This is a genomic window from Bradyrhizobium sp. HKCCYLS2038 (genome assembly GCF_051167655.1).
Classification (GTDB): domain Bacteria; phylum Pseudomonadota; class Alphaproteobacteria; order Rhizobiales; family Xanthobacteraceae; genus Bradyrhizobium.
This window is the reverse complement of sequence record NZ_JBNPTM010000003.1, coordinates 336,964-362,327: the sequence shown is the minus strand read 5'-3', so window position 1 is coordinate 362,327 and position 25,364 is coordinate 336,964. Positions and strand designations below refer to the sequence as shown.

Below are 25,364 nucleotides of genomic sequence, written 5' to 3'. Positions count from 1 at the left end.
CGCGGCGGCGTCGGGAATGTTCCGGGAGGCTTTGCGCTAGACCTCGGCGCTAGGCCTTGCGCACGAACTCCGACTTCAGGTTCATCTGGCCGATGCCGTCGATCTTGCAGGCGATGTTGTGGCCGTCGCTGGCCTCCTGCAGGCGGATGTTGCGCACCTTGGTGCCGCCCTTCACCACCGACGACGAGCCCTTCACCTTGAGGTCCTTGATCACGATGACGCTGTCGCCGTCGGCGAGCACATTGCCGTTGGCGTCGCGGATGCTCGTATCGTCCGCGGCTGCGGCTGGCGCGTCGCCGCTCCATTCGTGACCGCATTCCGGACAGACCCACAGCGCGCCGTCCTGATAGGCGTGCTCGGAGCGGCATTGCGGGCAGGTCACTGCGTCGGTCATCTCATCCTCGGGCGCGGGCAGAAGCGTGGCGCAGCGTTAGAGGCTGGCATGGAACCGGGCAAGGAAAATCGCCTGCGGCAGCAGTCACAGCGCGCGTTGCAGAGCCATCGCGCGCTGTCGTTGTCGAGATGTCGCTGGCCGAGCGTGCCTCGCTTCACGCCGCCTTGCGCTCGGGCGCCTTCGCCGCCGGCTCGGCCGCGTCCATCGCCCGCAGATAGGTATCGAGCAGCGTCTCGTGCTCGTCGCGCTCGTCCTGGTCCTGCTTCCTGAGCTTGATGATCTCCTTCAGGATCTTGACGTCGAAGCCCTCGCCCTTGGCCTCGGCGAACACTTCCTTCTTCTGTTCGTTCAGCTCCGCCAGTTCGCCGTCGAGGTGCTCGATCCGCTCGACGAAGGACCGAATGCGCGCGCCGGGAATGCCGATCTCTGACATGGTGACTCCTGTACTAATGGGACTGCGAAAATGCGCGGCAGTTCGTTGCCAATGTCTTAACGCGGAGGCCTTGCCCACAGCGGCGCGTCCGACGTGCTTAACGCGGAACCGGGCGGCCGCCGGTGCCGCCACATGGTTAAGGAAGAATTTGTGTAATTGCGTCATTCTGCCACTTTACGGTGTGTGAGGCGGCGCGTGATGAAGAAATCGGTCAGCACCCTGCTGATGGTGCTCCTGTCGGTCCTGGCGGCCGGCATCCTGCTGTCGACGGCGATCCTGATGAGCGGCGCTGCGGGTCGCTATCGCGAGAGCGTGGCGACGGAGCAGCTCACGGCGGCCGACAAGGCGATCTTCCAGAACGTTCTGGTGATGCGCGCCCATCGCGGCGACATCCAGAGCGTGCTGCTCGCCGAGGACGATCCGCGCGCCAAGCTCACCGAATACCAGGGCATCGAGGCCAAGGGCTACGCTGGCATCGCCGCCGCGCTCGCCGGCGTCGACATGCCCGAGCGCGACGATCTCGTGGCCAGGCTGAAGGCGAACTGGGACGCCACCGTGCCGCAGTTCAAGCTGCTGTTCGACGAGGCCGCCAAGCCGAAGGCTGAGCGGGTGCTGGCGCGGACCCAAGCGTGGTACGACGCCATGACCAAGACGCTGGACACTGCCAACGCCGCCTCTCTCGCCGTCTCCAACCGCGCCTGGATGACAGATCCGGAGATCGCCAGGATGGTGCAGGCCCGCCGCCTCGCCTGGCAGGTCCGCGACCGCTATGGGCTGCAATGCTCTGCGTTGCGGCCGAACATCAACAGCTCCAAGCCGCTCGACGACGCCCAGAAGGCCACCATCGCGCAATGGCGCGGCACCGTTGGCGCCGGCTGGGCGGGGCTCGACGACCTCTTGGCGGGCACCGGCGGCTCCGGGCTTGCGTCTGTGGTCAAGTCGTCGCGCGGTGAGGTCGAGGCGGCGCATCAGCGCATGGACCAGCTCGCCAAGGGCTTCGACGGCAGCGGCAAGCCGGCGATGCCAGCGCCGGAATGGAATGCGTTCTGTCAGGGCCCGTTCGCCGGCATCATCGCCATCGGCATGACCGCGCTCGACGGCGCCATCGCGCGGGCGGAGGCGATCAGGGCGGCGGCGCTGACCAGCCTGATCATGCAGTCGATGGCCTTCGTCATCGCCTTGCTGGTCGCGGCCGCGGCGCTGCGCGCGGTGCGCGTCCGCCTGGTGCGTCCGGTCGCGGCGCTGATGCAGGCGATCGACCACATCGGCCGGCGCGACTATCAGACGAAGGTGCCGCAATTCACCCATGCCGACGAGTTCGGCGCGATGGCCGCGGCGCTCGAAGGCCTGCGCGAGAGCGCCGCCACGGCCGAGCGGCTGGCCAATGAGCGCGAACTCGACCAGGGCAAGCGGCTGGAGCGCTCGCAGGCGATCGACAGCGCCTGCCGGAGTTTCGACGACACCGTGCAGGCGGTCATCGTCAGCATGGGCAACTCCACCGGCCAGCTCGATCAAAGCGCCGGCGACGTGCGCAAGCTGGTCGACGAATCGACCGAGCAGACGACGGCCGTCGCCAGCGCGGCGGAGACAGCGACGACCAATCTCGAGACCATCGCCGCCGCCACCGAAGAACTGACGGCCTCGGTGTCCGAGATCGCGGCGCAAGTGCAGGCCTCCGCAGCCGATGCGCGCCAGGCGGTCGAGCGGGCGGCGAAGACCAACGCCACTGTCGAGATGCTCGACCGTGCCGCCAATCGCATCGGCGAGGTGGTCAAGATGATCACCGCGATCGCCAGCCAGACCAACCTGCTGGCGCTCAACGCCACCATCGAGGCGGCCCGCGCCGGTGAGGCCGGCCGCGGCTTCGCGGTGGTCGCCGGCGAGGTCAAGAACCTGGCGTCGCAGACGGCGACCGCGACCGATGACATCACACGGCAGATCGCCGAGATCCAGGCCGCCACCGGCGAGTCGGTCGAGGCGATCCGCGGCATCAGCGGCAACATCGCCGGCATCGACGAGAAGATGACGGCGATCGCCGCCGCGGTCGAGCAGCAGCGCGCCGCCACCACCGAGATCTCCCGCAACTTCCAGCAGGCCGCGCAGGGCACCCGCGCCGTCACCGACACGATCGGCTCGGTCGCAGCGCTCAACCGCCAGACCGGCAATGCGGGCGCGGCGATGGTCGATTCGGTGCGCCGCATGTCCACCGACGCCGATCGCTTCCGCGTCGCGGTGGAAGGCTTCCTGGGGACGGTTCGGCGCGCGTAGCATCGACAAGCAGCCTCGATCCCGCGACGCATCGAGCGCCCGGGTGTTGCTCATGTCACGCCTTCTCGAACAGAGAGGGCGCAGGGAAGGCCGGGTGCAGGCCGCACCCATGGCCCGCCTGCGAAAAAAAATGCAGGCGGCAGGAACCACAGGATTGGCCGAACATCCGGCCTTCCCTGCGCGACGGTTTCTACCGGCTTATACGTGCTCTCCTCGGTGCGCCGGGCTTTCTGGCCACCGTCGCCGGCGCGCTGCATGAGCATCGACGCCGGCTTGACCTCAGCGTCGGGAGGTCAGGACCACACGATTTCGCCGTCCGCCACGACGCCCGTCGTCTGCGCAAAAGCACCGGGGCCGTGACGTCCATCGCATCCCGCCCTCCACGCCCGTGACGACCGCGAAGCGCCCCTCTCGTGAGGACGGGACGGCGACAGGAAAACCGAAATTCGATAAATACGAAAGCGGAATATTTTTCGCGACAGGACTGGACAGGTGTGATGCCGATGATCGCGCTTTGAAATTTAGATTTTGCGCGCGCGACTGGTTTGGTGTCAAACCCATTGCTTGGCGGCCGCCTAGCCTGGTCGTCGGGCAAATCAGGTCGGTGCAGATGACGGAGCAGGGCAACCCTCATGAAGCGCTCGAGCAGGCGCTGCTCGCGCTCGACGACCGGGCGATGGTGCTGGAGGAGCTCGACGGCTTCATCGCCGGCCTTCTGATCCTGCCCGAAATGGTGCCGCCCGGCGAGTGGTTCGCAGCCGCGTTCGGGCTCGGCAAGGGACAACGCTCGGTGTTTGCGAGCATCGATCATGCGAATACGGTGCTCGACCTCGTAAGGGCCTATCATGACGACATCGCGCGCACACTGGCGCGCGAGCCCGAGCGGTATCAGCCACGCTTTCCGATCGAACCCGACGGCGATGTGGTCTGGGAGCTGTGGATCGACGGCTTTGCGGCAGCCACGGACCTGCGTCGCCGGCGGTTCGATGCCTATGAGCGGGTGGGCGGCGAAGTTGCGATGGCCGCGGTGGGCCTGGGGATGATGATCGGTGCGACACTCGACGAAAATCCGGATCCCGTCGAATATCGGAATCTCAGTCGCAACGCGCCGAGAAACATCCGCGATGCGGTTCTGACCCTGTATCAATACCGCCAAAGCGGGGCGCCATTGCCCGGCACGCCCTCCTTCGAAGACAGTCCCAATCCGTTTGCTTCCCTGGGAAAGATCGGCCGCAACGATCCCTGTCCGTGCGGTTCCGGGAAGAAATATAAGCGCTGCTGCGGCGCGAATTGAGGCGGCGGCAGGACGGTCTTTTTTGTTGCAACAATCCGGAGCGGTGCAAAGATGGGCCGCCCGCGCCGGATGCGCGGGCCAATGAGAACGACCTGAGGAAACGAGATGAGGATGGTGTTCGGCAAGGCGCTGACGGCTGTGGCAGCGCTCGCGATCGGAACGACGGCCCTGACATTCACGATCTTGACGGCGGATGCGCATGGCCCGACCCGGCGCAAGGTGCAGGAGCATGTCGAGATCAACGCCGCGCCCGCCAAGGTGTGGGCGGTGATGGGCAACTTCCAGGACATGAGCTGGCTCGGCCCTGTCGAGAAGACCGAGGGCGACAAGGGCAACGAGGTCGGCGCCACGCGCAAGCTGACCTTGAAGGGCGGCGCCACCGTCGACGAGGAGCTCTACAAATACGACGCCGACAAGATGAGCTATTCGTACCGCATCACCGCCGTCGACGTGAAGGTGCTGCCGGTGACGAACTACGCCTCGACCATTTCGGTCACGCCGAGCGCCGACGGCAAGGGCAGCGTGGTCGAATGGACCGGCGCCTTCTATCGCGGCTTCCCTAACAACGACCCGCCGCCGGAACTGAGCGACGAGGCCGCGATCAACGCGGTGACCGGGCTGTACAAGGGCGGCCTGGAGGGCCTGAAGAAGAAGGTGGAGAGCGGGAGCTGACGAGCGCGGGTGGGGGACGCTCATGGCGCTCAGCACGCAGTGCGCTCCCTCTCCCCGTTCTTACGGGGAGAGGGTTGGGGTGAGGGGCAGACGCACGGGAAGTGGGCGTGCTGAGACCTGTACCCTCTCACCCGGATTGCATCTGACGATGCAATCCGACCTTTCCCCGCAAGCGGGGCGAGGTGCACCGAGCAAGCCGCGAGAGAGGGGCCGCTCTAGTGCTATTCTTTTTTCGTATCGGATCCCGACTCTTCTGCTCGCAGCCTTGCTCACCTGCTTCGCCATCCCTGCCCACGCCGAAGAAGCCTTCGTCACCAATCAGCTCAGCGACGATCTCACCATCGTCGATCTCGCGACCTCCAAGCCGGTGGCGACCATTCCGATCGGGGGCAAGCCGGCCGGGGTGGCCGTGGCGGCCGACGGCCGCTTTGCCTATGTCGCGAGCCCGGACGACAAGACGGTCAGCGTGATCGATGCTGCCGAGCGCAAGGTGACGGCGCGCATCGATGTCGGCGGCGGGCCGCTCGGGATCGCGGTGGCGCCCGACGGGGCCACGGTCTATGTCGCCGACTGGTACAACGCGGCGATCCGCGTGATCGATGCCAAGACCCGTGCCGTCACCGCGAGCATCGCGGTCGGCGCGTCGCCCTCTGGCCTCGCGGTGACGCCTGACGGCACGCTGCTGCTGTCCGCCGACCGCGACGACGACATGGTCTCGGTGATCGACACCGCCACGCGCCAGCGCCTTGCGACCGTCAAGGTCGGCACGCGGCCGTTCGGGGTGACCATCGATGGGGAGGGCAAGCGCGCCTACACCGCCAATGTCGGCTCCAACGACGTCTCGGTGATCGATCTCGCCGAGCGGCGCGAGATCGGCCGCGTCAAGGTGGGCTTGCGGCCCTATGCGGTCGCGCTGGCCCAGGGCAGGGGGTTCGTCACCGACCAATATGACGGAACGGTCAGCGTGTTCGATCTGGCGAGCCTGCAGCCGGTGAAGCGCATCACGGTCGGCGATTATCCCGAGGGCATCGAGGCCACCGCCGACGGCCAGCGCGTCATCGTTGCCAATTGGGAGAGCAACATCCTCAGCGTCATCGACGTCGGAGCGCTGAAGGTCGCGGGTGAGATCAAGGTCGGTGACGGTCCGCGCGCGTTCGGCTCATTCCTGCGGCGCTGAAGCTCGTCGGCACGCACGAGATCATGCTCCGCGGCTAGCGATCTTGCTTCGGCGCAGCCAGCAGCTGCTCGGCGATGTGCGCGACCTGCGTGAACACCAGCTCCGGCTGGTGGGCGCGCAACGCCTTCTCCGCGGCGTAGCCCCAGGTAACGGCGCCGAACGCAATGCCGGCGGCGCGCGCGGCCTCGATGTCGCGGGTCTCGTCACCGATCGCGATCACAGCGCCCGGCGCGACCCGCGCGCGTCTCACGACCCGGCGGAATTTCCGCGCCTTGCCGAACACCGAGGCGGAGCAGTCGTAATCGGCGAACAGGCCGGCGCGCGATCCGAGCTTCTGGCGTGCATTGGCTTCGGAGTCGGAGGACACCAGCGCGAGCCGGATGCCGTGGGCGGCGAGCGTGTCGAGCATGCTCTCGACGCCGTCGAACAGCGGAATGCTGGCGGCATGCGCGGTCTTCAGCTTGCGCACGTGCCGGGCGATGAACGGCAGCTTCCAGCGCGGCACCGCGAGGAAGTCGAGGATCTCGCGCGTCGAGGCATGGCGGAGCCCGTCGACATCCTCGTCCTTCACCTGGCGGAAGCCGAAGCGTTCGGCGACCGCATTCACATGCAGCCGGAACCAGGGAAAGCTGTCCGACAGCGTGCCGTCGAGATCGAAGATGACAAGGGAGTAGGGCATCGGACCGCGTGAAGATTTGTCTGATGAGCGGGGTGTGAAGGAGATCCCGAGCACGCTGTCAGGGGATCTGCGACTTAGCAACCGTGCGGCGCCGGCGCAATCAGATGCGTTGATGGGTGCTGCGCTCCTGCCTTCCGGTTCGATAACCTCGGGTTGAACATGTTGTGATGTGCGCGCGAAGTGTACTGCACCTATGGTGACGTCGTGCCGATCACTTGGTCGCGCGCAATTTGATGAAGTTTTTTCAACGAACCCCTTTCGAGAGAGATTTCACATGGCCCTCAACAAGGTTGCTGCTGCCTATTTGTCCTACTTCGCCTATATCGACGACGCCCTGGATACCGTTCAGCCCGCCGATTTCACCAAGCTGCTCGGCGCCGTGCCGTCGGGTGCGGCGAATGGTCCGTGGACGCTGTGCTGGGGACCGGCCGTCAACAACGGCGTGCTGGCCTATGTCGCGCAAGGCAAGGACGGCAGCTACGCGCTGGCATTTCGCGGCACCGATGTCGATGGCTCGGTCGGCGCGGCGTTCGAGAACGTGCTGGCCGATGCCGACGCGCTCTACCTCGTGCCATGGCTGTATCCGCAGCAGGCCGGCGCGCCGCAGCAGATCAGTGCTGGGATCAACGATGCGCTGGCGCTGGCGATCGGGATGACAGATCCCTCAACCGGCCTCTCCTTGCTGGACTATCTGCGTGGCGTCGCCGCCAAGCAGAACCTGCAGCTGATGGTGACCGGGCACAGCCTCGGTGGCGCCCTGGCCGTGGTGGCGACGGCCTGGCTGCAGGACCAGCTGCCGAAGCTGAATTCATCAATGACGTTCACGCTGTGGCCGCACACCTTTGCCTGCCCAACGATGTGGAATGACGGGTTCGCGACGAGCTTCGCATCGGCCTACACCTACTACGCAGCCGTCAACAGCAACGACGTCGTGCCGATGGGCTGGGCCAACCTGAAGGGCATTCTCGGCACCTATCCGGCGCCCGGGCCGGTGCTGAAGGATACCAACTACATCTCGATCTATCTTCCGCTGGAGGCGCTGAGCCTGACCATCCCAACCTACACGGCCATCGTGCCGAGCAACCCGGATCCGTTCACGACTGCGCCGATCGCGGAGTCCAACGATTCCTGGACCGCCGAAGCGGGCTACATGCATTCGATGCAGCTGCAGTACTTCCCGCATGCAACCGGCGTCGCTGCGCCGCCGCTGCCGGGCGTCACCAAGACCGGCGTGGCACGGCCGCGCGCGGTCGCCGTGGCGGCCTAGGTCTCTGCGTCGACGCACGTCGCGTTTCAGCTTGCAGGCCTGCGTCCGCAGGCCTGCAAGGGGTGCGGCAAAATACGCCGATCAACTCGTCATCACGATTTTTGTGAGTGTGCGGTGCAGGAACGCCTTGCGCAGTGCGGCCGTTGACCCCGCACAAAAAGCAAGGAGACCGACATGCAACGCACGATCAAGATGGCCGCATTGGCCGCCGCGACACTGGTCATCGGCACCGCCGCCGCGTCCGCCCAAGACTATGCCCGCTACGGTGACTCGATGGCCTGGGTTCCGCCGCCGGCGACCACCGATTCCGAGCCGGTCTACGGGGCCGCACCTGGGCCCGTCTACGGACCGGGTCCGGCGACCTGGGGCCGCGGCTACAACGGCACCAACCATCCGACCCCGAGCTCGACCCAGGGCGATGTCGGCCCGCAGGGCAACAACAATGGCACGCTGACCGGCGTCTACCGGCAGTGGTAATCTTCGCCGAAGGCTAGGGTCGTTCGATCGAACCCGTCGCTCTTAGCCGAGCGGCGGGTTTGTCGTTGCCTTCCGGGCGGTAGACAATAGGCTGGAGCGAGCCGTCATCACCTCGAAGTCCAGCGGACCCACGCATGAAAGTCATTCCGCCGTTTCAGCTCACCCCCGAACCGTTGGATGACGCCGCGCGCGAAATGCCGCCCTTCAAATGGGCGCCAAAGCCGATCGGGCGCAGGCACCAGCTCGGTGGAAGTCCCGATTTCATCCAGGGTGACGAATGGCCGACCTGCAAGACCCGCCGGGTCAAGATGACGTTCTACGGGCAACTCGACTCGATCAATGACGAGATATGCATCGCGGATTGCGGGATGATCTACGTCTTCCTGTGTTTTGGTTGCTTCGAGTCCGAGTCGTTTGTTCAATCGAACTGATGCACGACTTAGCATTCGTACCAAGCAGCAGGCTCTCGCATGGCGCGCAAGCCCGTCGTCCCATCGTCATCGCGAGGAGCGGAGCGACGAAGCGATCCAGAGTCTCCCGCTCAGCTCTGGATTGCTTCCGCCTACGCCCAAGGGGCTTCGGCGGACACGTCGCTTCGCTCGCAATGACGGGGTGGCGGAACTACTCCGCCGCCTCGCTCGCGGCGCCACGCCCGCGCTTCTTCGGCTTGGCTGACTTCTCCAGCACCGGCTTCAGGAACTGTCCCGTGTAGCTGCGCGGCGCTTTCACGATGTCTTCGGGCGGGCCCCAGGCGACGATCTCGCCGCCGCCGTCGCCGCCTTCGGGGCCGAGGTCGATCACCCAGTCGGCGGTCTTGATGACCTCGAGATTGTGCTCGATGACGACCACCGTGTTGCCCTGCGCGACCAGCTCGTGCAGCACCTCCAGCAGCTTCTTGACGTCGTGGAAATGCAGGCCCGTCGTCGGCTCGTCGAGGATGTAGAGCGTGCGGCCGGTGGCGCGCTTCGACAGTTCCTTGGCGAGCTTGACGCGCTGCGCCTCGCCGCCGGACAGCGTGGTGGCCTGCTGTCCGACATGGATGTAGTCGAGGCCGACGCGGCGTAGGGTCTCGAAGGTGTCGCGCACGCGCGGCACCGCCTTGAAGAACTCGGCGGCCTCCTCGACGGTCATGTCGAGCACGTCGGCGATCGACTTGCCCTTGAAGAGGACGTCGAGCGTCTCGCGGTTGTAGCGCTTGCCCTTGCAGACGTCGCAAGTGACGTAGACGTCGGGCAGGAAGTGCATCTCGATCTTGATGACGCCGTCGCCCTGGCAGGCCTCGCAGCGGCCGCCCTTGACGTTGAACGAGAACCGGCCGGGCTCGTAGCCGCGCGCCTTGGACTCCGGCAGGCCGGCGAACCATTCGCGGATCGGCGTGAACGCGCCGGTATAGGTCGCGGGATTCGAGCGCGGGGTGCGGCCGATCGGCGACTGGTCGATGTCGATGATCTTGTCGATGTGCTCCAGGCCCTCGATGCGGTCGTGCGGCGCGGCGCCCTCGCTGGCGCCGTTGAGCTTGCGCGCGATCGCCTTGTAGAGCGTGTCGATCAGCAAGGTCGACTTGCCGCCGCCGGAGACGCCGGTGATGGCGGTGAACAGGCCGAGCGGAATCTCGGCCGAGACGTTCTTGAGATTGTTGCCGCGGGCGTTGATGACCTTGATGGTGCGGCGATGGTTCGGCGGCCGCCGCTCGGGCACCTCCACCTCCAACTCGCCGGTCAGATATTTGCCGGTCAGCGATGCCGGATTGCGCATGATCTCGGCCGGCGTGCCCTCGGCGACGATGTTGCCGCCATGGGTACCGGCACCGGGGCCGATGTCGAGCACGTAGTCGGCGAGACGGATGGCATCCTCGTCGTGCTCGACGACGATCACGGTGTTGCCGAGGTCGCGCAGCCGCTTCAGGGTATCGAGCAGGCGCGCGTTGTCGCGCTGGTGCAGGCCGATCGACGGCTCGTCCAGCACGTAGAGCACGCCCGTCAGCCCCGAGCCGATCTGCGAGGCCAGGCGGATGCGCTGGCTCTCGCCGCCTGACAAAGTGCCGGAGGAGCGCGCCAGGGTCAGATAGTTCAGGCCGACGTCGAGCAGGAAGGTGAGGCGGTCGCGGATCTCTTTCAGGATGCGGGTGGCGATCTCGGTCTGCTGCGCGTTGAGCTGCTTCGGCACCTCGGCGAACCATTCGCCGGCGGCCTTGACGCTGAGATCGGAGATCTCACCGATGTGCTTAGCCCCGACCTTGACGCACAGCGCCTCGGGCTTCAGCCGAAAGCCATTGCAGCCGGCGCAGGGCACGTCGTTGAAGTATTTGCCGAGCTCCTCGCGGGCCCATTCGCTCTCGGTCTCGCGGAAGCGGCGCTCGATGTTGGTGATGACGCCCTCGAACGGCTTCTTGGTGTCGTAGGCGCGGACGCCGTCCTCATAGGTGAACTTGATCTCGTCATCGCCGGAGCCGTGCAGCAGCGCGTTCTGCGTCTTCTTCGGCAGGTCCTTCCACTTGGTGTCGAGCGTGAACTTGTAGAACTTGGCCAACGCGGTCAGCGTCTGCAGATAGTAGGGCGACGACGACTTGGCCCAGGGCGCGATCGCGCCCTTGCGCAAGGTGACGTCCTTGTCGGGAATGACGAGGTCGGCGTCGACATGCTGCTCGACGCCGAGGCCGCCGCATTCCGGGCAGGCGCCATAGGGATTGTTGAACGAGAACAGCCGCGGCTCGATCTCGGGAATGGTGAAGCCGGAGACCGGGCAGGCGAATTTTTCGGAGAACAGGATGCGCTCGGGCCCGCTCTTGTCGTGGATTTTTGCCACCTTTTTCTTATCGTCATGGCCGGGCTTGACCCGGCCATCCATCTCCTTTGAAGGGGATGGATCACCGGGTCTCGCGCCTTCGGCGCGGCCCGGTGATGACGAGGAGGGGGCGGGGTCGGCGAATTCGATAACGGCCAGGCCTTCCGCGAGCTTCAGCGCGGTCTCGAAACTTTCAGCGAGGCGCTGGCCGATGTCGGGGCGCACGACGATGCGGTCGACCACGACGTCGATGTCGTGCGGAAACTTCTTGTCGAGCGTCGGCGCCTCGGCGAGCTCGTGAAAGGTGCCGTCGATCTTGACGCGCTGAAAGCCCTTCTTGAGATATTCGGCGAGCTCCTTCTTGTACTCGCCCTTGCGTCCGCGCACGACCGGCGCCAGCAGATAGAGTCGCGTGCCTTCCGGCAGCGCCAGCACGCGGTCGACCATCTGCGACACGGTCTGGCTCTCGATCGGCAGGCCGGTGGCCGGCGAATAGGGCACGCCGACGCGCGCCCAGAGCAGGCGCATGTAGTCGTAGATCTCGGTGACGGTGCCGACGGTGGAGCGCGGATTCTTCGAGGTTGTCTTCTGCTCGATCGAGATCGCCGGCGACAGCCCGTCGATCTGGTCGACATCCGGCTTCTGCATCATCTCCAGGAACTGGCGCGCATAGGCCGACAGCGATTCGACGTAGCGGCGCTGGCCCTCGGCATAGATGGTGTCGAAGGCGAGCGAGGACTTGCCGGAGCCGGACAGGCCGGTGAACACCACCAGTCTGTCGCGCGGAATCTCGACGTCGATGTTCTTGAGATTGTGCTCGCGGGCGCCGCGGATGGTGATCGCCCGCAGGCTCGACTGGTTGGCTTGCGCGCGCTGCTTGGCCTTGAGCACTTCATCCATGACGATCGTCCCACGGCGCTGTGACGCGCCATCGTTGCAGGCGCGTTCGCCGGAAGCCGGCCATCGGACGCCAGAGGGAAAAGGTATCGTCGGAACGTAGGAAGAACGAGCCTGGATTTCCAGTGCCGTCAGCGAATCATCAACAATGCGTTCGGCGAATGGCAGCGTCTGGCAGCAGCCGGTCCGGCTGGGCGCCTCCGATACCGCGCGAGGAACAAACAAAAGCCTCCGCCCTCAGGCGGAGGCTTGGCGCCCGATCGCGCTGGTGCCGACCTCAGAAGCGGTAGTTGAAGCCAATATCGACGGAATGCATGCCGACCGTGCCGGTGCCGCGGCTGACGCTGCGGCCAAGCGCGCTGAACGTATAAGTCTCGCTCGAGAAGCTCCGGTGGAGATGCTGAAGCTTCACCGTCCATTGCGGCGCAAGCATCCATTCGACGCCACCGCCCACCGTCCAGCCGCCGTGAAAATGGCTGTCGGACGCCCTGAACGCGCCAGGTCCCGCTAGTGACAGCTTCATCTCGTCCCAGGCGAAGCCGCCGGTGCTGTACACCAGGAGCCTGCCGAAGCTGCGGCCGAAGCGGGCGCGGAACGTTCCCCAGTCCTGGACCTTCACCGTCAAGATGCCGGGCCCGCGAAGGGTGGCGATGGTGTTCGAGCTGCTGATGTCGGTCCAGGCTGCATCGGCCTCGACGCCGACCACGATGTTGCCGCTCTGCCAGTTGTAGCCGGCCGTGGCGCCGGCGAGGCCGCCGTTGAGCGCGCCCCTGTTGAAGGCGAAGCCCCCGGAGGTGCCGAGATAGAAGCCGGCCCAGCTGAATTGCGGAGGCGCCACCGGCGCCTTGAGATAGTTTTCGGTCCCCAGATCAGCCGCCGTGGCCGGCGCAGCCAGCACGGCCAAGGCACCAGTCAGGGCAGCACCGGTCAGAATCAGAGTCTTAGCCGTCCGCAAAATACGCAACATGATACGCAACTCCCCAAGACCTGCCTTGCGGCAGGCGACACACTGTTAGTTCTAGTTCCCCCGTTTACGTTGCGGTCATAGCCGGCTTCCTGGCGCACAGCCGTCACTTCGGCGCCACACTTCAGACGAAACGGGGGAAATACGGGGGCGCGAAAAAAACAGAATGGATTGAATGGGTTGCGAGACGTGCAGCGTTGCGCCGATGCAACAAGGCGCAGAACGTGAGTTCCGTCAGGATGCAACCTGTGAGTTCCGCGTGTGACCGGGCCACCGCGAACCGTCAATAAGCTTGTCCGGCGCGCATCTCGCGCGCAGCGGGCGAGCGCATAGTGAGAACAAAAAAACCTCCGCTCGCGAGAGCGGAGGTTTCTCTGTGCGTTGGCCCGGAGGCCAAGTCTTAGAAGTGGTAGTTGATGCCGAACTGAGCCGAGTGGATGTTGATGTTGCCCGAGTTCACGAAGCCGCCAGTGTAGTTGTAGGTCGCGGCGCCGAAGCTCTTGTAGAGGTATTCGCCCTTCAGCGACCAGTTCCGGGCGAACATGTATTCGACGCCGGCGCCGACCGTCCAGCCCGAGTGGATGTTGCTGGGCGACTGATTGTTGAAGAACGAGCTCGTCAGACGGTTGTCGGCCCAGGCGTAACCGCCGGTGGCGTACAGCATGGTCGGACCGAAGGCATAGCCGATGCGGCCGCGGACCGTGCCCCAGTCGCGGATCTGCGAGGTCAGCGTGCCCGGGAAGCCGGCGACGACGCCGGTGCCGTTGATGTCGGCCCATGCAGCGTCAGCCTCGATGCCGTACACGACGGCGCCAGCCTGCCAGTTGTAGCCGGCCGTACCACCGACGAAGCCACCCTGCTGGGTGAACGTGCCGCCGAACTGGCCGCTGGCATAACCGCCCATCGCACCGATGTAGAAACCGGTCCAAGTCTGAACCGGGGCAACGACCGGCGCCTTGGTGTAGGTCGGGCGCGCAGCAAGATCAGCGGCGGCGGCGGGAGCGGCCAGAGCGGCCAGAGCCACGGTCGCGAGCAGGATCTTCTTCATTCTTGTCTCCAGTCTAGTCGTCGAAGCCCGCGTCGCACCAAAGCTCTTACGCACGAAACAGACTTTCTCGTTCAAGTTGACGACCGTCCTATAGCCGGGTTCCGCACCGATTGCAGTCACCCGGAAGACACACTCGCGGGCGAAACCGGGCATTTACGGGGAAACTGGAGAAAGTCGATGTAACTCAAATGCTTGGTTCCGCGTGTTGCAGCGCGGTGCCGATGGCAAGGGCGCAACAAAAAAGGCCGGCTCGACGCCGGCCTTTCGAGGTTTCATTGGACGAAGAAACCTTCGGTTGTCGAACCCGATCAGTATCGGGCGACGACCGGTCCGCCGAAGCGGTAGTTCAGCCGGGCCGTGAACAGATCGACGTCCTGCTTGATGGTGTCGGTCTGGGTGAAGACGGCGCCGCGGAAGGTCACGTTCTGGTTGCCCATGAACAGGTGATCGTATTCGAAGCCGACCGACCAGTTCGGAGCAAAGCCGAATTCAACACCGGCGCCGACCGTGGCACCCCAGCGCGTGCTGGTGGTGGTGGCGAGCGGGGCGAAGATCACGCCCGAGAAGATGTCGTGCTTGGAGCTCGTCACCGCAGCGCCGCCCTTGGCATAGAGCAGGACGTTGTCGAAGGAATAGCCGATCTGGCCGGTGAACAGGCCGAGCGCGTTGACCTTGGTCCGGTTGGAGTCGACCGGGAACACGAGGCTGTTGTTCTGGCCGGTCAGGTCGGCCCAGTTACCCTGCGCCTCCAGGCCGAACACCACCGAGCTCATCTGCCAGCGATAGCCGAACTGGCCGCCGACGGTGCCGCCGGTGGCATTGTGGCAGCCTTCGGCCGCGCCGCCGACGATCGTCCAGCAATTGCGGCTGGTGCCGTAGCCTGCGTTGATGCCGGCGTAGAAGCCGCTCCAGTCGTTGATGGCGACCATCATCGGCGGCGCCTTGGTGTAGGGCCGCGCGGCGAGGTCTGCCGCCGAAGCGGAATTGGCGGCTGCGATGCCGACGAGGGCCGTCGTGATCACGAGCAACTTTTTCATCAAATGCTCCCCCGAGGAGTTTGGAATGACAAGCGATGGCACGTTGATACATCGCGGGCCACGGGGAGGCTGTAACGGATGCGCCACAGAGGTGAAAAAGCGTTATAAATCAAATATTTAACACAAAATCGCCGCGTCGGTGCCGGGCTGCCGACACGAAAAAGGCCGGCGCGAGCGCCGGCCTTCCAATGCGCTCCGAGGAGCGCGTTTTTTCGTCAGTAGCGCGCGCTGACCGGGCCGCCGAATCGGTAGTTGACCCGGACGGTCGCCATGTCGATGTCCTGCTTGATGGTGTCGACGCGGGCGTTCACCGCGGCCACCGGGAAGCTGATATCGCGCGAGCCCATGAACAGGTGATCGTACTCGAAGGCCACCGACCAGTTCGGCGCAAAGCCGTACTCCACGCCGGTGCCGACGGCGCCGCCCCAGCGGGTCTCGCTGGCCGAATCCAGGACCGTGCCGACCGCGAAGGGCGCGGCGTTGGTGGCGGTGCCGGTGTACTTGTTGTGCGCGACGGCGGCGCCGCCCTTCACGTACCAGAGCACGTTGCCCCAGGCATAGCCGACTTGGCCGGTGAACAGGCCGATGGCGTCGGTCTTGGTGTTGTTGGTGACGCCGGCGGCGAGCGCTGCGGTGCTCGCATTGGATGATTTCAGATTGGTCCAGTTGCCCTGGGCTTCAACGCCGAACACCCAGCTCGCGGCCTGCCAGCGATAACCGACCTGGCCACCGATCAGGCCGCTCGATCCGTTGTGGCAGCCTTCGGCCTGCGTCGGCACCACGGCTACGCCGGCGACGTTGTTCAGCGTCCAGCAATTGCGGCTCCAGTCGGCGCCACCGTTGGCGCCGAGGTAGAACCCGGCCCAGCTCGGCAACGGCGTGACATAGGCCGGCGGCGGCGCCTTGGCGTACGGCCGCGCGGCAAAGTCGGCGGCGCCCGCCGGCGTCAGCCCCAGCGCCGCAACGCCGGCGGTTACGATTAGTGTCGTCTTCTGCATGGTTGTCTTCCCCACATCCCAGATGTCGTCTCGTCGGATCCCTCCGATCCGAGCCCACTCGCGTGGCCTGGGGCAGGTTGTAGGGAAGACAGATTTCTAAAGCCGTGAATGGTCGCGTCACTTCAGCGGGATGTGTCGGTCGTGCTTAAGGACCAGTAAATCAGTCCTCGGCGGCCGATCGGGGCGCGCAAACGCCAAAACCCCGGACAGCCGAGGCATCGTTGGCGGATGTCAGCAGATGTGATTCGTCAGTGCTTGGAGACGACCGGGCCGCCCCAGCGATAGTTGACGCGCACCGTGGCCATGTCGACGTCCTGACCGACGGAATCGGTCCGCGTCGCAGCGCCACCGGGAACGCCGGTGAAGCCGAGCGTCCGGTTGCCCATGAACAGATGCTCGTATTCAGCGGCCACCGACCAGTTCTGGGCGAAGCCAACCTCGACACCGGTGCCGACGGCGGCTCCCCAGCGCGTCGCGGAGGCCTGATCGAACGGCAACCCGGTCGGAGTGGTCAGCCCAGTGTATTTCTCGCCGGCCACGGCGGCGCCGCCCTTCACGTACCAGAGCACGTTGTTCCAGGCGTAGCCGATCTGGCCGCTCACCACGCCGACGCCATTGATCTTGGTCTGGTTGGTCACGCCGGGAGCAAGCTGGCTGGGATTGCTGCCCTTGAGGTTGGCCCAGTTGCCCTGGCCTTCGACGCCGAACACCCAACCGCCGGTCTGCCAGCGGTAGCCGATCTGGCCGCCGGCCAGAGCGCCGGTGGCATCGTGGCAGCCCTCGGCATTGGTGGCGGCGACGCCGGCGAGGGTGACGAGATTGGTCCAGCAGGTCCGGGAAGACGCGCCGCCGGCGTTCAGGCCCAGATAGAACCCGCTCCAATCATAGATCGTGGTGATCATCGCGGGCGCTTTGGTGAAGGTGCGCGCGGGCAAATCGGCAGCGATGGCCGGCGCCATCCCCAGCACCAGCGAAGTTGTCGCCCCCAGCAACAGCCTTCTCATCGCAGTCCCCAAACCAAGTCCGACGCCCGCACGCACGCTCTCACCAACGCTCACCCGCAACAGCTTGTAGCCCCTTTGATCCGAAAAAGCCGTCACCCAAACGACACAGCAGCCCAGCAAGTGTCGGTTCCGACAAGCAAAAAAAGGCCGGCACAAGGCCGGCCTTTCGACATATTTCAATTCCTGCGTGCAATCAGTAGCGCGACAGGGCCGGTCCGCCGAAGTGGTAGGAGATGCCCGCCTTGACGGTGTGGATGGTATCGTTCCACTCGGAGCGGTTGGCGAACACGACTGGAGCATTCGTGTACTGGATCGTGCTCCGGCCGAAGTCGATGTAGTTGTACTCGACCTTGGCGGACCAGTTCGGGGCGAACATGTATTCCGCGCCCGCACCAACGGTCCAGCCCCAGCGCCAATCGTTCTGAGCGGCGCCGGCCGGCGGCGGAGCGGTGCCCGGGTCGTAGCGATGCTGGAAGTCGCCGGCCGAGGCACCACCGCTGACGAAGAACAGGGCAGGGCCCGCGGCCCAGCCGAGGCGGCCCTTGATGTCGCCGAAGCCGCGCAGCCGGGTGAAGTAGGTATCGCCGAAGCCGGCACCGGTGCTGATGACCGAGGAGCGACCGTTGATGTCGGCCCAGTGGTAGTCGCCTTCGATGCCGAACACGACGTTGTCGACCTGCCAGTTGTAGCCGAACACGCCGCCGACGAAGCCGCCGTTGAAGTCGTAGCGCTGCGTCCCGGCAAAGGTGGCCGTGTTGGGCGCCAGGAAGAACGTCTCATCGCTGCGGCCCCAGCCGCCGCCGCCCTGAAGGCCGAGATAGAAGCCGGTCCAGGTCATAATCGGTGCAGGCGCAGCCATCGGCGCCTTGGTATAGGGGCGCGCGGCGAGATCGGCGGCGTTCGCGGGGGCCAGAGCCCCCAAAACCATCAAGCTGACAGCTCCAAGGAAAATTTTCTTCATCCCAAGTCTCCCGCGTTTGGCGTCTCCATTTGGGTCCCCGGAGGCGCGCTCTTGTGAATTGGTGCGGCCGCTTTTGCGGCCTCAATCCACCGCAAACATACGCGATTCAACCCAAGATACCGTCTCCCAAAAGCCACAGGACAGGAGGAAGTAAGGCAGGTTAAGTTGATGTAAGTTAAAGATTTTTCGTCGTTTGAATGGAACTTTTCCGGGTTCCATTTTCGTCCGTTTGGGTTCCATCGGGTTCCATGGAACTCGCTGCATGGTTGCATGCACGACGGGGCGAACAAACCTGGAACAACGCGGCGCCTGATGCTATATGTGGATAAGCGAGCGACGGCACGGGTGGCTGGCGCGGCAACCGTATAGGGTCCGCGCCGAGAGGAAGGTTCAGCCACATCGTGCCGAGAGGCCGGTAGGGACGGCCGGTCCGGTGATGTGAAAACCGCGGGAGAGTGTGATGGCGGGTAGCGTGAACAAGGTGATTCTGGTCGGCAATCTCGGGAAGGACCCGGAGATCCGCCGCACCCAGGATGGGCGGCCGATCGCCAATCTGAGCATCGCGACGTCGGAGACATGGCGCGACAAGGCGACCGGCGAGCGCAAGGAGAAGACCGAGTGGCACCGCGTGGTGATCTTCAATGAGGGTCTCTGCAAGGTCGCGGAGCAGTATCTCAAGAAGGGCGCCACGGTGTACATCGAGGGCGCGCTGCAGACCCGCAAATGGACCGACCAGAGCGGCGTCGAGAAGTACTCGACCGAGGTGGTGCTGCAGGGCTTCAACTCGACGCTGACGATGCTTGGTGGCCGCGGCGGCGGTAGCGGCGGCAACTTCGCCGACGACATGGGCGGTGGCGATTTCGGCAGCAGCGGCCCGTCGATGGCGCCGCCGCGCCGTGCCGTCGCCTCGGCCGGCGGTGGCGGACGCAGCAACAGCGACATGGACGACGACATTCCGTTCTGAGCGCGCGCAATCAATTCCGACGAGAGTTGGCTTCCGTCCCGTTTGGACGGGAGCAAACTGATCTGCCTCCGCAGATGGTGATACGAGGTGTAATGATCGCTGCGCGAGGGCTGCGGCAGTCGATCAAAGTGCGTTCTGCCGGCGGATCGGCATCGACGCTGCCGCCGGGTCCGAGCCGCTGACCACGGGGGTATCAATGAGCTTCGCACCCTTGCTCGAAGCCGAGTCAGCCGTCGTGTTGCACGCGTTTGCTGCCATGACGGCGTTCGCGCTGGGCGTGGTCCAGTTCGCCGCGCCGAAAGGCACATTGCCGCATCGAGCGGTCGGCTGGGTTTGGGTCGCGCTCATGATGGCGGTCGCGGCCAGTTCGTTCTGGATCCACACCATCCGGCTGGTCGGCCCATTCAGCCCGATCCATCTGCTGTCGATCTACACGCTGGCCATGCTCCCGCTGGCCGTCTGGGCGGCGCACCGCCATCGGGTGGCGGCGCATCGCCGGGCCATGATCATGCTGTTTTCCGGCGCCCTGGTGATTGCCGGAGCGTTCACGCTGCTGCCCGGACGGATCATGCACAAGGTGGTCTTCGGACCGTAGCCGGGATGGCTCCTGCGGCGTCCTTCGGGCGCTTGCAGAAGCCCTGTTAAGTGACTGGAAAGGCGAGCAGAAAAAGCGAGGTCCGGGGCGCCTTGGGGGTGGCCTGCGGCGCGCTCCTGCGCTATATGATTCCAAGCGATTTTCGCGTGTCAAAACCGACCGGTATCCCCTTTGTCCGATAAAGAAGATGAGAAGCCCGGCGAGCCGGGCGGACCTTCCGACATTCGTCCCGTCTCCATCCTCGATGAGATGAAACGCTCCTACCTCGATTACGCGATGAGCGTGATCGTGGCGCGGGCGCTGCCCGATGCGCGCGACGGCCTCAAGCCCGTGCACCGGCGCATCCTGTTCGGCATGTACGAGAACGGCTTCGAGTGGAACAAGCCGTACCGCAAGTCGGCGCGCACCGTCGGCGACGTCATCGGTAAATACCATCCGCACGGCGACCAGTCGGTCTATGACGCCTTGGTGCGCATGGCGCAGGACTTCTCGATGCGCGTGCCGCTGATCGATGGCCAGGGCAATTTCGGCTCGGTCGATGGCGACATGCCGGCGGCGATGCGCTACACGGAATCGCGCCTGACCAAGATCGCGCAGTCGCTGCTCGACGATCTCGACAAGGACACCGTCGACTTCCAGGCGAACTACGACAATTCGGAGAAGGAACCGTCGGTCCTGCCGGCGAAGTTCCCGAACCTGCTCGTCAACGGCGCCGGCGGCATCGCCGTGGGCATGGCGACCAACATCCCGCCGCACAATCTCGGTGAGGTGATCGACGCCTGCATCGCGCTGACGGACAATCCGGCGCTGTCGATCGACGAGCTCAACCAGATCATTCCGGGGCCGGACTTCCCGACCGGCGGCATCATTCTCGGCCGCGCCGGCATCCGCTCCGCCTATCACACCGGCCGCGGCTCGATCGTGATGCGGGGCAAGGTGACGATCGACACCATCCGACGGGATCGCGAGGCGATCCTGATCACGGAGATTCCGTATCAGGTCAACAAGGCCTCGATGGTCGAGCGCATCGCTGAGCTGGTGCGCGAAAAGAGAATCGAAGGCATCTCCGACCTGCGCGACGAATCCGACCGCGACGGTTTTCGCGTGGTCATCGAGCTCAAGCGCGATGCCGTGCCGGACGTGGTGCTGAACCAGCTCTACAAGTTCACGCCGCTGCAGACCAATTTCGGCGCCAACATGGTGGCGCTCGACGGCGGCCGGCCGCAGACCATGAACCTGAAGGATCTGCTGACCGTGTTCGTGGCGTTCCGCGAACAGGTGGTGACGCGGCGGACCAAGTTCCTGCTCAACAAGGCGCGCGACCGCGCCCACATCCTGGTCGGCCTTGCGATCGCGGTTGCCAACATCGACGAGATCATCCGGGTCATCCGCACCTCGCCCGATCCGAACACCGCGCGCGAAACCCTGATGTCGCGCGACTGGCCGGCGCAGGACGTGGCGGCGATGATCACGCTGATCGACGATCCGCGCCACCGCATCAATCCGGACGGCACCGCGCGGCTGTCGCTCGAGCAGGCCAAGGCCATTCTCGACCTCCGCCTCCAGCGCCTCACCGCACTCGGCCGCGAGGAGATCTCCGACGAGCTCGACAAGCTCGCGGTCGAGATCGCCGATTACCTCGACATCCTGCGCTCGCGCGCGCGGGTGCAGGACATCGTCAAGACCGAGCTGTCGGCGATCAAGGCCGAGTTCGCCACGCCACGCCGCACCGTCATCGCCGAGCAGGAAGGCGAGATGGAGGACGAGGACCTGATCCAGCGCGAGGACATGGTCGTCACCGTGTCGCATGCCGGCTACACCAAGCGCGTCCCGCTGTCGGCCTATCGCGCGCAGCGTCGCGGCGGCAAGGGCCGCTCGGGCATGCAGACCCGCGAGGAGGATTTCGTCAGCCGGCTGTTCGTCGCCTCGACGCACACGCCGGTGCTGTTCTTCTCGTCGCGCGGCCAGGTCTACAAGGAGAAGGTCTGGCGGCTGCCGATCGCGGCGCCGAACGGCCGCGGCAAGGCGCTGATCAACATCCTGCCGCTGGAGCAGGGCGAGCGCATCACCACCATCATGCCGCTGCCGGAGGACGAATCCTCCTGGGCCAATCTCGACGTGATGTTCGCCACGACCGGCGGCAACGTCCGGCGCAACAAGCTGTCGGACTTCGTCGACGTGCGGCGCTCCGGCATCATCGCGATGAAGCTCGACGACGGCGAAGAGATCGTCAACGTGCAGATCTGCACCGAGCGCGACGACGTGCTGCTGACCGCTGCCGGCGGCCAGTGCATCCGCTTCCCCGTTCCCGACGTCCGCGTGTTCACCGGCCGCACCTCGATGGGCGTGCGCGGCATCGCGCTGGCCGAAGGCGACAAGGTGATCTCGCTGACCATCCTGCGCCATGTCGAGACGACCTCGGACGAGCGTACGGCATATTTGAAGATGCGCCGGGCGATGTCGGGCGAGGCGACCACCGAGGAGCCGGTCGAGACCGAAAGCGAGGATGCGGCTGCAGGGGCGATCCAGCTGTCGCAGGAGCGCTATGTCGAGATGTCGGCGCAGGAGCAGGTGGTGCTGACAGTGTCGGTCAACGGCTATGGTAAGCGCACCTCGTCCTACGAGTACCGCACGACAGGCCGCGGCGGCAAAGGCATCGTCGCGATGTCGGTCAACAACCGCAACGGCAAGCTCGTCGCCTCGTTCCCGGTCGAGGACAGCGACCAGATCATGCTGGTCACCGACAAGGGCCAGCTGATCCGTTGCCCGGTCGACGGCATCCGCATTGCCGGCCGCTCCACCCAGGGCGTGATCGTGTTCAACACCGCCGACGACGAGCACGTCGTCTCGGTCGAGCACATCGGCGAGGAAACGGAGAACGGCAACGGCGGCAATGGGACCGACGGTGCGAACGGCGAATGATGAGAAGGCGAATGGCGACTAGGGAGTAGCGAATAGGGAAGCAATCAGGTCCTACCTATTCGCTATCTCTCACTGCGGCCGCTCGACGCCCACGATCCGCGCCTCGCGGATCGTCGTCTTGGTGCCGGCGCCGCGCAGGCAAGACGCTTCGAAATTCGGCCAGGCTTGCTGCGAGCAGTCGCGGCCGATCGGGCGGAAATCCAGGCGATCACTCTTGGCCAGCGGCTGCGGAACGCTGGCGTTCACCTCCGGCGCGAAGCCGGGCAGAACGGTGAAGGCGGCAGCCACGAAACCGGCTGCTGCAATCGCAGAAAGCGCTTTGATCATGACGGTCCCCTGTCGTGGTCTTGCTGTCGGGCCTTTCCGGCCGTTCGTTCGTTAATGATTTGATAACCAATTCGGGTTTCGGCAGTCCTTCGCAGACCGAACGAATTGGTTTCGTGCCGCGGTCGATGTGTTTCGTCATTGCGGTTCCAACGAAACAATCGGCGCCGCGCCTAGAGGTTCCGGCCGCGCTTCGTCGCAGCTTCGCTGCGCCAGATGCGCATTCCGGCGCGATCACGGCTGCGCCAGCCCGCTTGCCGCCCTGTTCCGGCCGGTATAGGACGGGCGCATGCAACGCATTGCGCTCTATCCGGGCTCGTTCGATCCCGTCACCAATGGCCACCTCGACGTGGTCCGGCAGGCCGTCCATCTCTGCGACAGGCTGATCGTCGCGGTCGGGGTGCACCACGGCAAGAAGCCGCTGTTCTCGACCGAGGAGCGGCTGGCGATGGCCCATGAGGTGTTCGGCCCGGTCGCGGCCGCCGCCGGCTGCGGCTTCGAGGCCTCGACCTACGACAATCTGACGGTCACGGCCGCCGCGAAGGCTGGCGCGATCCTGATGATCCGCGGCCTGCGCGACGGCAAGGATTTCGATTACGAGATGCAGCTGGCCGGCATGAACCAGACCATGGCACCGTCCATCCACACGGTGTTCGTGCCGGCGTCGGTCCCGGTCCGTCCGATCAACGCCAGCCTGGTTCGCCAGATCGCCGCGATGGGCGGCGAGATTTCGCACTTCGTGCCGCCGTCGGTGGTGGCGCCGCTCAAGGCCAAATTCGCCTGACTATTCGCCAGCCAGCGCCCAGCGTCGGCTGGCCATCCTTCGCCTTTCCCTCTCATCACCCTTTCGGAGTTGCCATGATCCGAGCTCTCGCTTTCGTCGTCGCCCTCGTGTTCGCGCTGCCGGCGCTGGCGCAATCGCTGCCCGCCGGTCTCGACAAGCAGAATGCGCTGGTCATCGATACCACCAAGGGCCGCATCATCATCAAGCTGCGCACCGATCTCGCCCCGCAGCACGCCGAGCGGCTGAAGACGCTGGCGCGCGAGGGCTACTACAACAACGTGCCGTTTCATCGCGTCATGGACGGCTTCATGGCGCAGACCGGCGACGGCCAGAAATTCGACGGCACCGGCGGCTCGAAATATCCGAACCTGAAGCAGGAGTTTTCGCCGACGCCGTTCAAGCGCGGCACCGTCGGCATGGCGCGGCGCGGCGACAGCGTCGATTCCGCCAACTCGCAGTTCTTCATCTGCTTCGGCGACGCCTCGTTCCTCAATGGCCAGTACACCGTGATCGGCGATGTCGTGCAGGGCATGGACGTCGTCGACAAGCTCAAGAAGGCGCCTCCGGGCTCGGCGGGCGGCGCCGTGACCGACCCCGACAAGATGGTCAAGGTCCAGGTCGCCTCCGACATCAAGTAGCCCGAAGAGGGCAGGGCACCGGGATCTCGAGCCCGGGTTCCCGCTTGAAGGAACCCTTCACTACGCCGCCAGCCGCCGCATCGACAGGACGGGCGGCTTCAGCTTTAAGCGCGATGGGTCTATTCTGGACCCGCATCGCCCGGGCCTCGTTGTGCTCGGATTGCCGTCAGCAGGGCTGACGGCCGCACATCAGAAGGCGCCGCGACATTTCATCCGGACTGTCCGTTGTCCTGCCCCTCATCCATTCAACCCAACGAGAGACCAGCATGGCTGTGACCGAAAATACCTTGATCCTCGAAACCACCCAGGGCCCCGTCACCATCGAGATGCGTCCCGACCTCGCGCCCGGCCATGTCGCGCGCATCAAGGAGCTCGTCCGCGAGGGCTTCTATGACGGCATCGTCTTTCACCGCGTGATCGACGGCTTCATGGCGCAGACCGGCTGCCCGCAGGGCAGCGGCATGGGCGGCTCCGGCAAGAAGCTGAAGGCCGAGTTCAACGCCGAGCCGCACGTCCGCGGCACGACCTCGATGGCCCGCGCCGCCAACCCGGATTCCGGCGACAGCCAGTTCTTCATCTGCTTCGACGACGCCCGCTTCCTGGACAAGCAGTACACCGTCTGGGGCAAGGTCACCGACGGCATGGACAATGTCGACAAGATCAAGCGCGGCGAGCCGGTGCAGAACCCCGACAAGATCGTGAAGGCCTACATGGCCGCCGACGCGGCGTAATTAAGACCCTCATGGTGAGGAGCGTGCGCAGCACGCGTCTCGAACCATGAGG

The 25,364-nt window shown here is 65.2% G+C and carries 24 protein-coding genes; 13 read left to right on the top strand and 11 right to left on the bottom strand.

The features are described from left to right. Positions 1–49 precede the first annotated feature (49 nt). Positions 50–394 carry a zinc ribbon domain-containing protein YjdM gene (locus ACQR1I_RS15335; RefSeq protein WP_434867109.1) on the bottom strand — a complete coding sequence of 115 codons (345 nt, stop codon included), beginning with the start codon at positions 392–394 and terminating at the stop codon, positions 50–52. A gap of 154 nt (positions 395–548) precedes the next feature. Further along, the gene (locus ACQR1I_RS15330) at positions 549–827 is read right to left on the bottom strand and encodes a DUF2312 domain-containing protein (RefSeq protein WP_434867110.1); all 279 of its coding nucleotides are present in this window, start codon (positions 825–827) and stop codon (positions 549–551) included. A gap of 198 nt (positions 828–1,025) precedes the next feature. Here ACQR1I_RS15330 and ACQR1I_RS15325 point away from each other — a divergent pair, with 198 nt between their 5' ends. The 4 genes from ACQR1I_RS15325 (at position 1,026) to ACQR1I_RS15310 (ending at position 6,238) form a co-directional block, all read left to right on the top strand. Then, positions 1,026–3,095 (top strand): methyl-accepting chemotaxis protein, encoded by a 2,070-nt coding sequence (locus ACQR1I_RS15325; protein WP_434867111.1) that lies wholly within the window; start codon positions 1,026–1,028, stop codon positions 3,093–3,095. 610 nt (positions 3,096–3,705) lie between these two features. Continuing rightward, on the top strand, positions 3,706–4,389 hold the full coding sequence (locus ACQR1I_RS15320; RefSeq protein ID WP_434867112.1) for a UPF0149 family protein: 684 nt from the start codon (positions 3,706–3,708) through the stop codon (positions 4,387–4,389). Between the two features lie 105 nt (positions 4,390–4,494). Beyond that, positions 4,495–5,061 carry an SRPBCC family protein gene (locus ACQR1I_RS15315; RefSeq protein WP_434867113.1) on the top strand — a complete coding sequence of 189 codons (567 nt, stop codon included), beginning with the start codon at positions 4,495–4,497 and terminating at the stop codon, positions 5,059–5,061. Positions 5,062–5,302: 241 nt separating this feature from the next. Then, on the top strand, positions 5,303–6,238 hold the full coding sequence (locus tag ACQR1I_RS15310) for a cytochrome D1 domain-containing protein (RefSeq protein WP_434867432.1): 936 nt from the start codon (positions 5,303–5,305) through the stop codon (positions 6,236–6,238). 34 nt (positions 6,239–6,272) lie between these two features. Here ACQR1I_RS15310 and ACQR1I_RS15305 read toward each other — a convergent pair whose 3' ends face one another. Next, positions 6,273–6,917, bottom strand: a complete 645-nt coding sequence (locus tag ACQR1I_RS15305; RefSeq protein ID WP_434867114.1) for an HAD hydrolase-like protein — start codon at positions 6,915–6,917, stop codon at positions 6,273–6,275. 274 nt (positions 6,918–7,191) lie between these two features. Here ACQR1I_RS15305 and ACQR1I_RS15300 point away from each other — a divergent pair, with 274 nt between their 5' ends. From ACQR1I_RS15300 to ACQR1I_RS15290, 3 genes are all read left to right on the top strand, one after another. Then, positions 7,192–8,184, top strand: coding sequence for a lipase family protein (locus tag ACQR1I_RS15300; protein WP_434867115.1), 993 nt, complete (start codon positions 7,192–7,194; stop codon positions 8,182–8,184). 174 nt (positions 8,185–8,358) lie between these two features. Beyond that, a complete protein-coding gene (locus ACQR1I_RS15295; protein ID WP_434867116.1) occupies positions 8,359–8,661 on the top strand; it encodes a hypothetical protein in 303 nt (100 codons plus the stop codon). Between the two features lie 134 nt (positions 8,662–8,795). Beyond that, positions 8,796–9,092 carry a DUF1963 domain-containing protein gene (locus tag ACQR1I_RS15290; RefSeq protein WP_434867117.1) on the top strand — a complete coding sequence of 99 codons (297 nt, stop codon included), beginning with the start codon at positions 8,796–8,798 and terminating at the stop codon, positions 9,090–9,092. 190 nt (positions 9,093–9,282) lie between these two features. On the opposite strand, the gene uvrA is transcribed toward ACQR1I_RS15290, so the two are convergent. The 7 genes from uvrA to ACQR1I_RS15255 all read right to left on the bottom strand — a co-directional run bounded on the left by uvrA (position 9,283) and on the right by ACQR1I_RS15255 (position 18,354). Beyond that, positions 9,283–12,345 carry an excinuclease ABC subunit UvrA gene (uvrA, locus tag ACQR1I_RS15285; RefSeq protein ID WP_434867118.1) on the bottom strand — a complete coding sequence of 1,021 codons (3,063 nt, stop codon included), beginning with the start codon at positions 12,343–12,345 and terminating at the stop codon, positions 9,283–9,285. A gap of 274 nt (positions 12,346–12,619) precedes the next feature. Next, positions 12,620–13,309 carry an outer membrane protein gene (locus ACQR1I_RS15280; RefSeq protein WP_434867119.1) on the bottom strand — a complete coding sequence of 230 codons (690 nt, stop codon included), beginning with the start codon at positions 13,307–13,309 and terminating at the stop codon, positions 12,620–12,622. Between the two features lie 397 nt (positions 13,310–13,706). Then, positions 13,707–14,354 carry an outer membrane protein gene (locus ACQR1I_RS15275; protein ID WP_434867120.1) on the bottom strand — a complete coding sequence of 216 codons (648 nt, stop codon included), beginning with the start codon at positions 14,352–14,354 and terminating at the stop codon, positions 13,707–13,709. Between the two features lie 308 nt (positions 14,355–14,662). After that, complete coding sequence (locus tag ACQR1I_RS15270) at positions 14,663–15,391, bottom strand: outer membrane protein (RefSeq protein WP_434867121.1); 729 nt, start codon at positions 15,389–15,391, stop codon at positions 14,663–14,665. A 215-nt stretch (positions 15,392–15,606) separates the two neighbouring features. Then, positions 15,607–16,389, bottom strand: coding sequence for an outer membrane protein (locus ACQR1I_RS15265; RefSeq protein ID WP_434867122.1), 783 nt, complete (start codon positions 16,387–16,389; stop codon positions 15,607–15,609). A 248-nt stretch (positions 16,390–16,637) separates the two neighbouring features. Next, complete coding sequence (locus ACQR1I_RS15260) at positions 16,638–17,393, bottom strand: outer membrane protein (RefSeq protein ID WP_434867123.1); 756 nt, start codon at positions 17,391–17,393, stop codon at positions 16,638–16,640. Positions 17,394–17,586: 193 nt separating this feature from the next. Beyond that, positions 17,587–18,354, bottom strand: a complete 768-nt coding sequence (locus ACQR1I_RS15255; RefSeq protein ID WP_434867124.1) for an outer membrane protein — start codon at positions 18,352–18,354, stop codon at positions 17,587–17,589. Positions 18,355–18,814: 460 nt separating this feature from the next. Between ACQR1I_RS15255 and ACQR1I_RS15250 the strand changes: the two genes are divergently transcribed. From ACQR1I_RS15250 to gyrA, 3 genes are all read left to right on the top strand, one after another. Next, positions 18,815–19,318, top strand: a complete 504-nt coding sequence (locus tag ACQR1I_RS15250; RefSeq protein WP_434867125.1) for a single-stranded DNA-binding protein — start codon at positions 18,815–18,817, stop codon at positions 19,316–19,318. Positions 19,319–19,514: 196 nt separating this feature from the next. Further along, positions 19,515–19,913 (top strand): DUF2306 domain-containing protein, encoded by a 399-nt coding sequence (locus tag ACQR1I_RS15245; RefSeq protein ID WP_434867126.1) that lies wholly within the window; start codon positions 19,515–19,517, stop codon positions 19,911–19,913. A gap of 171 nt (positions 19,914–20,084) precedes the next feature. Then, positions 20,085–22,835, top strand: a complete 2,751-nt coding sequence (gyrA, locus tag ACQR1I_RS15240; RefSeq protein ID WP_434867127.1) for a DNA gyrase subunit A — start codon at positions 20,085–20,087, stop codon at positions 22,833–22,835. A 69-nt stretch (positions 22,836–22,904) separates the two neighbouring features. Here gyrA and ACQR1I_RS15235 read toward each other — a convergent pair whose 3' ends face one another. After that, complete coding sequence (locus ACQR1I_RS15235; protein WP_434867128.1) at positions 22,905–23,162, bottom strand: hypothetical protein; 258 nt, start codon at positions 23,160–23,162, stop codon at positions 22,905–22,907. A 286-nt stretch (positions 23,163–23,448) separates the two neighbouring features. Between ACQR1I_RS15235 and coaD the strand changes: the two genes are divergently transcribed. The 3 genes from coaD to ACQR1I_RS15220 all read left to right on the top strand — a co-directional run bounded on the left by coaD (position 23,449) and on the right by ACQR1I_RS15220 (position 25,312). Continuing rightward, positions 23,449–23,943, top strand: coding sequence for a pantetheine-phosphate adenylyltransferase (gene coaD, locus ACQR1I_RS15230; protein ID WP_434867129.1), 495 nt, complete (start codon positions 23,449–23,451; stop codon positions 23,941–23,943). A gap of 74 nt (positions 23,944–24,017) precedes the next feature. Next, complete coding sequence (locus ACQR1I_RS15225; RefSeq protein WP_434867130.1) at positions 24,018–24,581, top strand: peptidylprolyl isomerase; 564 nt, start codon at positions 24,018–24,020, stop codon at positions 24,579–24,581. A gap of 266 nt (positions 24,582–24,847) precedes the next feature. Then, positions 24,848–25,312 (top strand): peptidylprolyl isomerase, encoded by a 465-nt coding sequence (locus tag ACQR1I_RS15220; RefSeq protein ID WP_434867131.1) that lies wholly within the window; start codon positions 24,848–24,850, stop codon positions 25,310–25,312. The last annotated feature ends 52 nt before the right edge of the window (positions 25,313–25,364 follow it).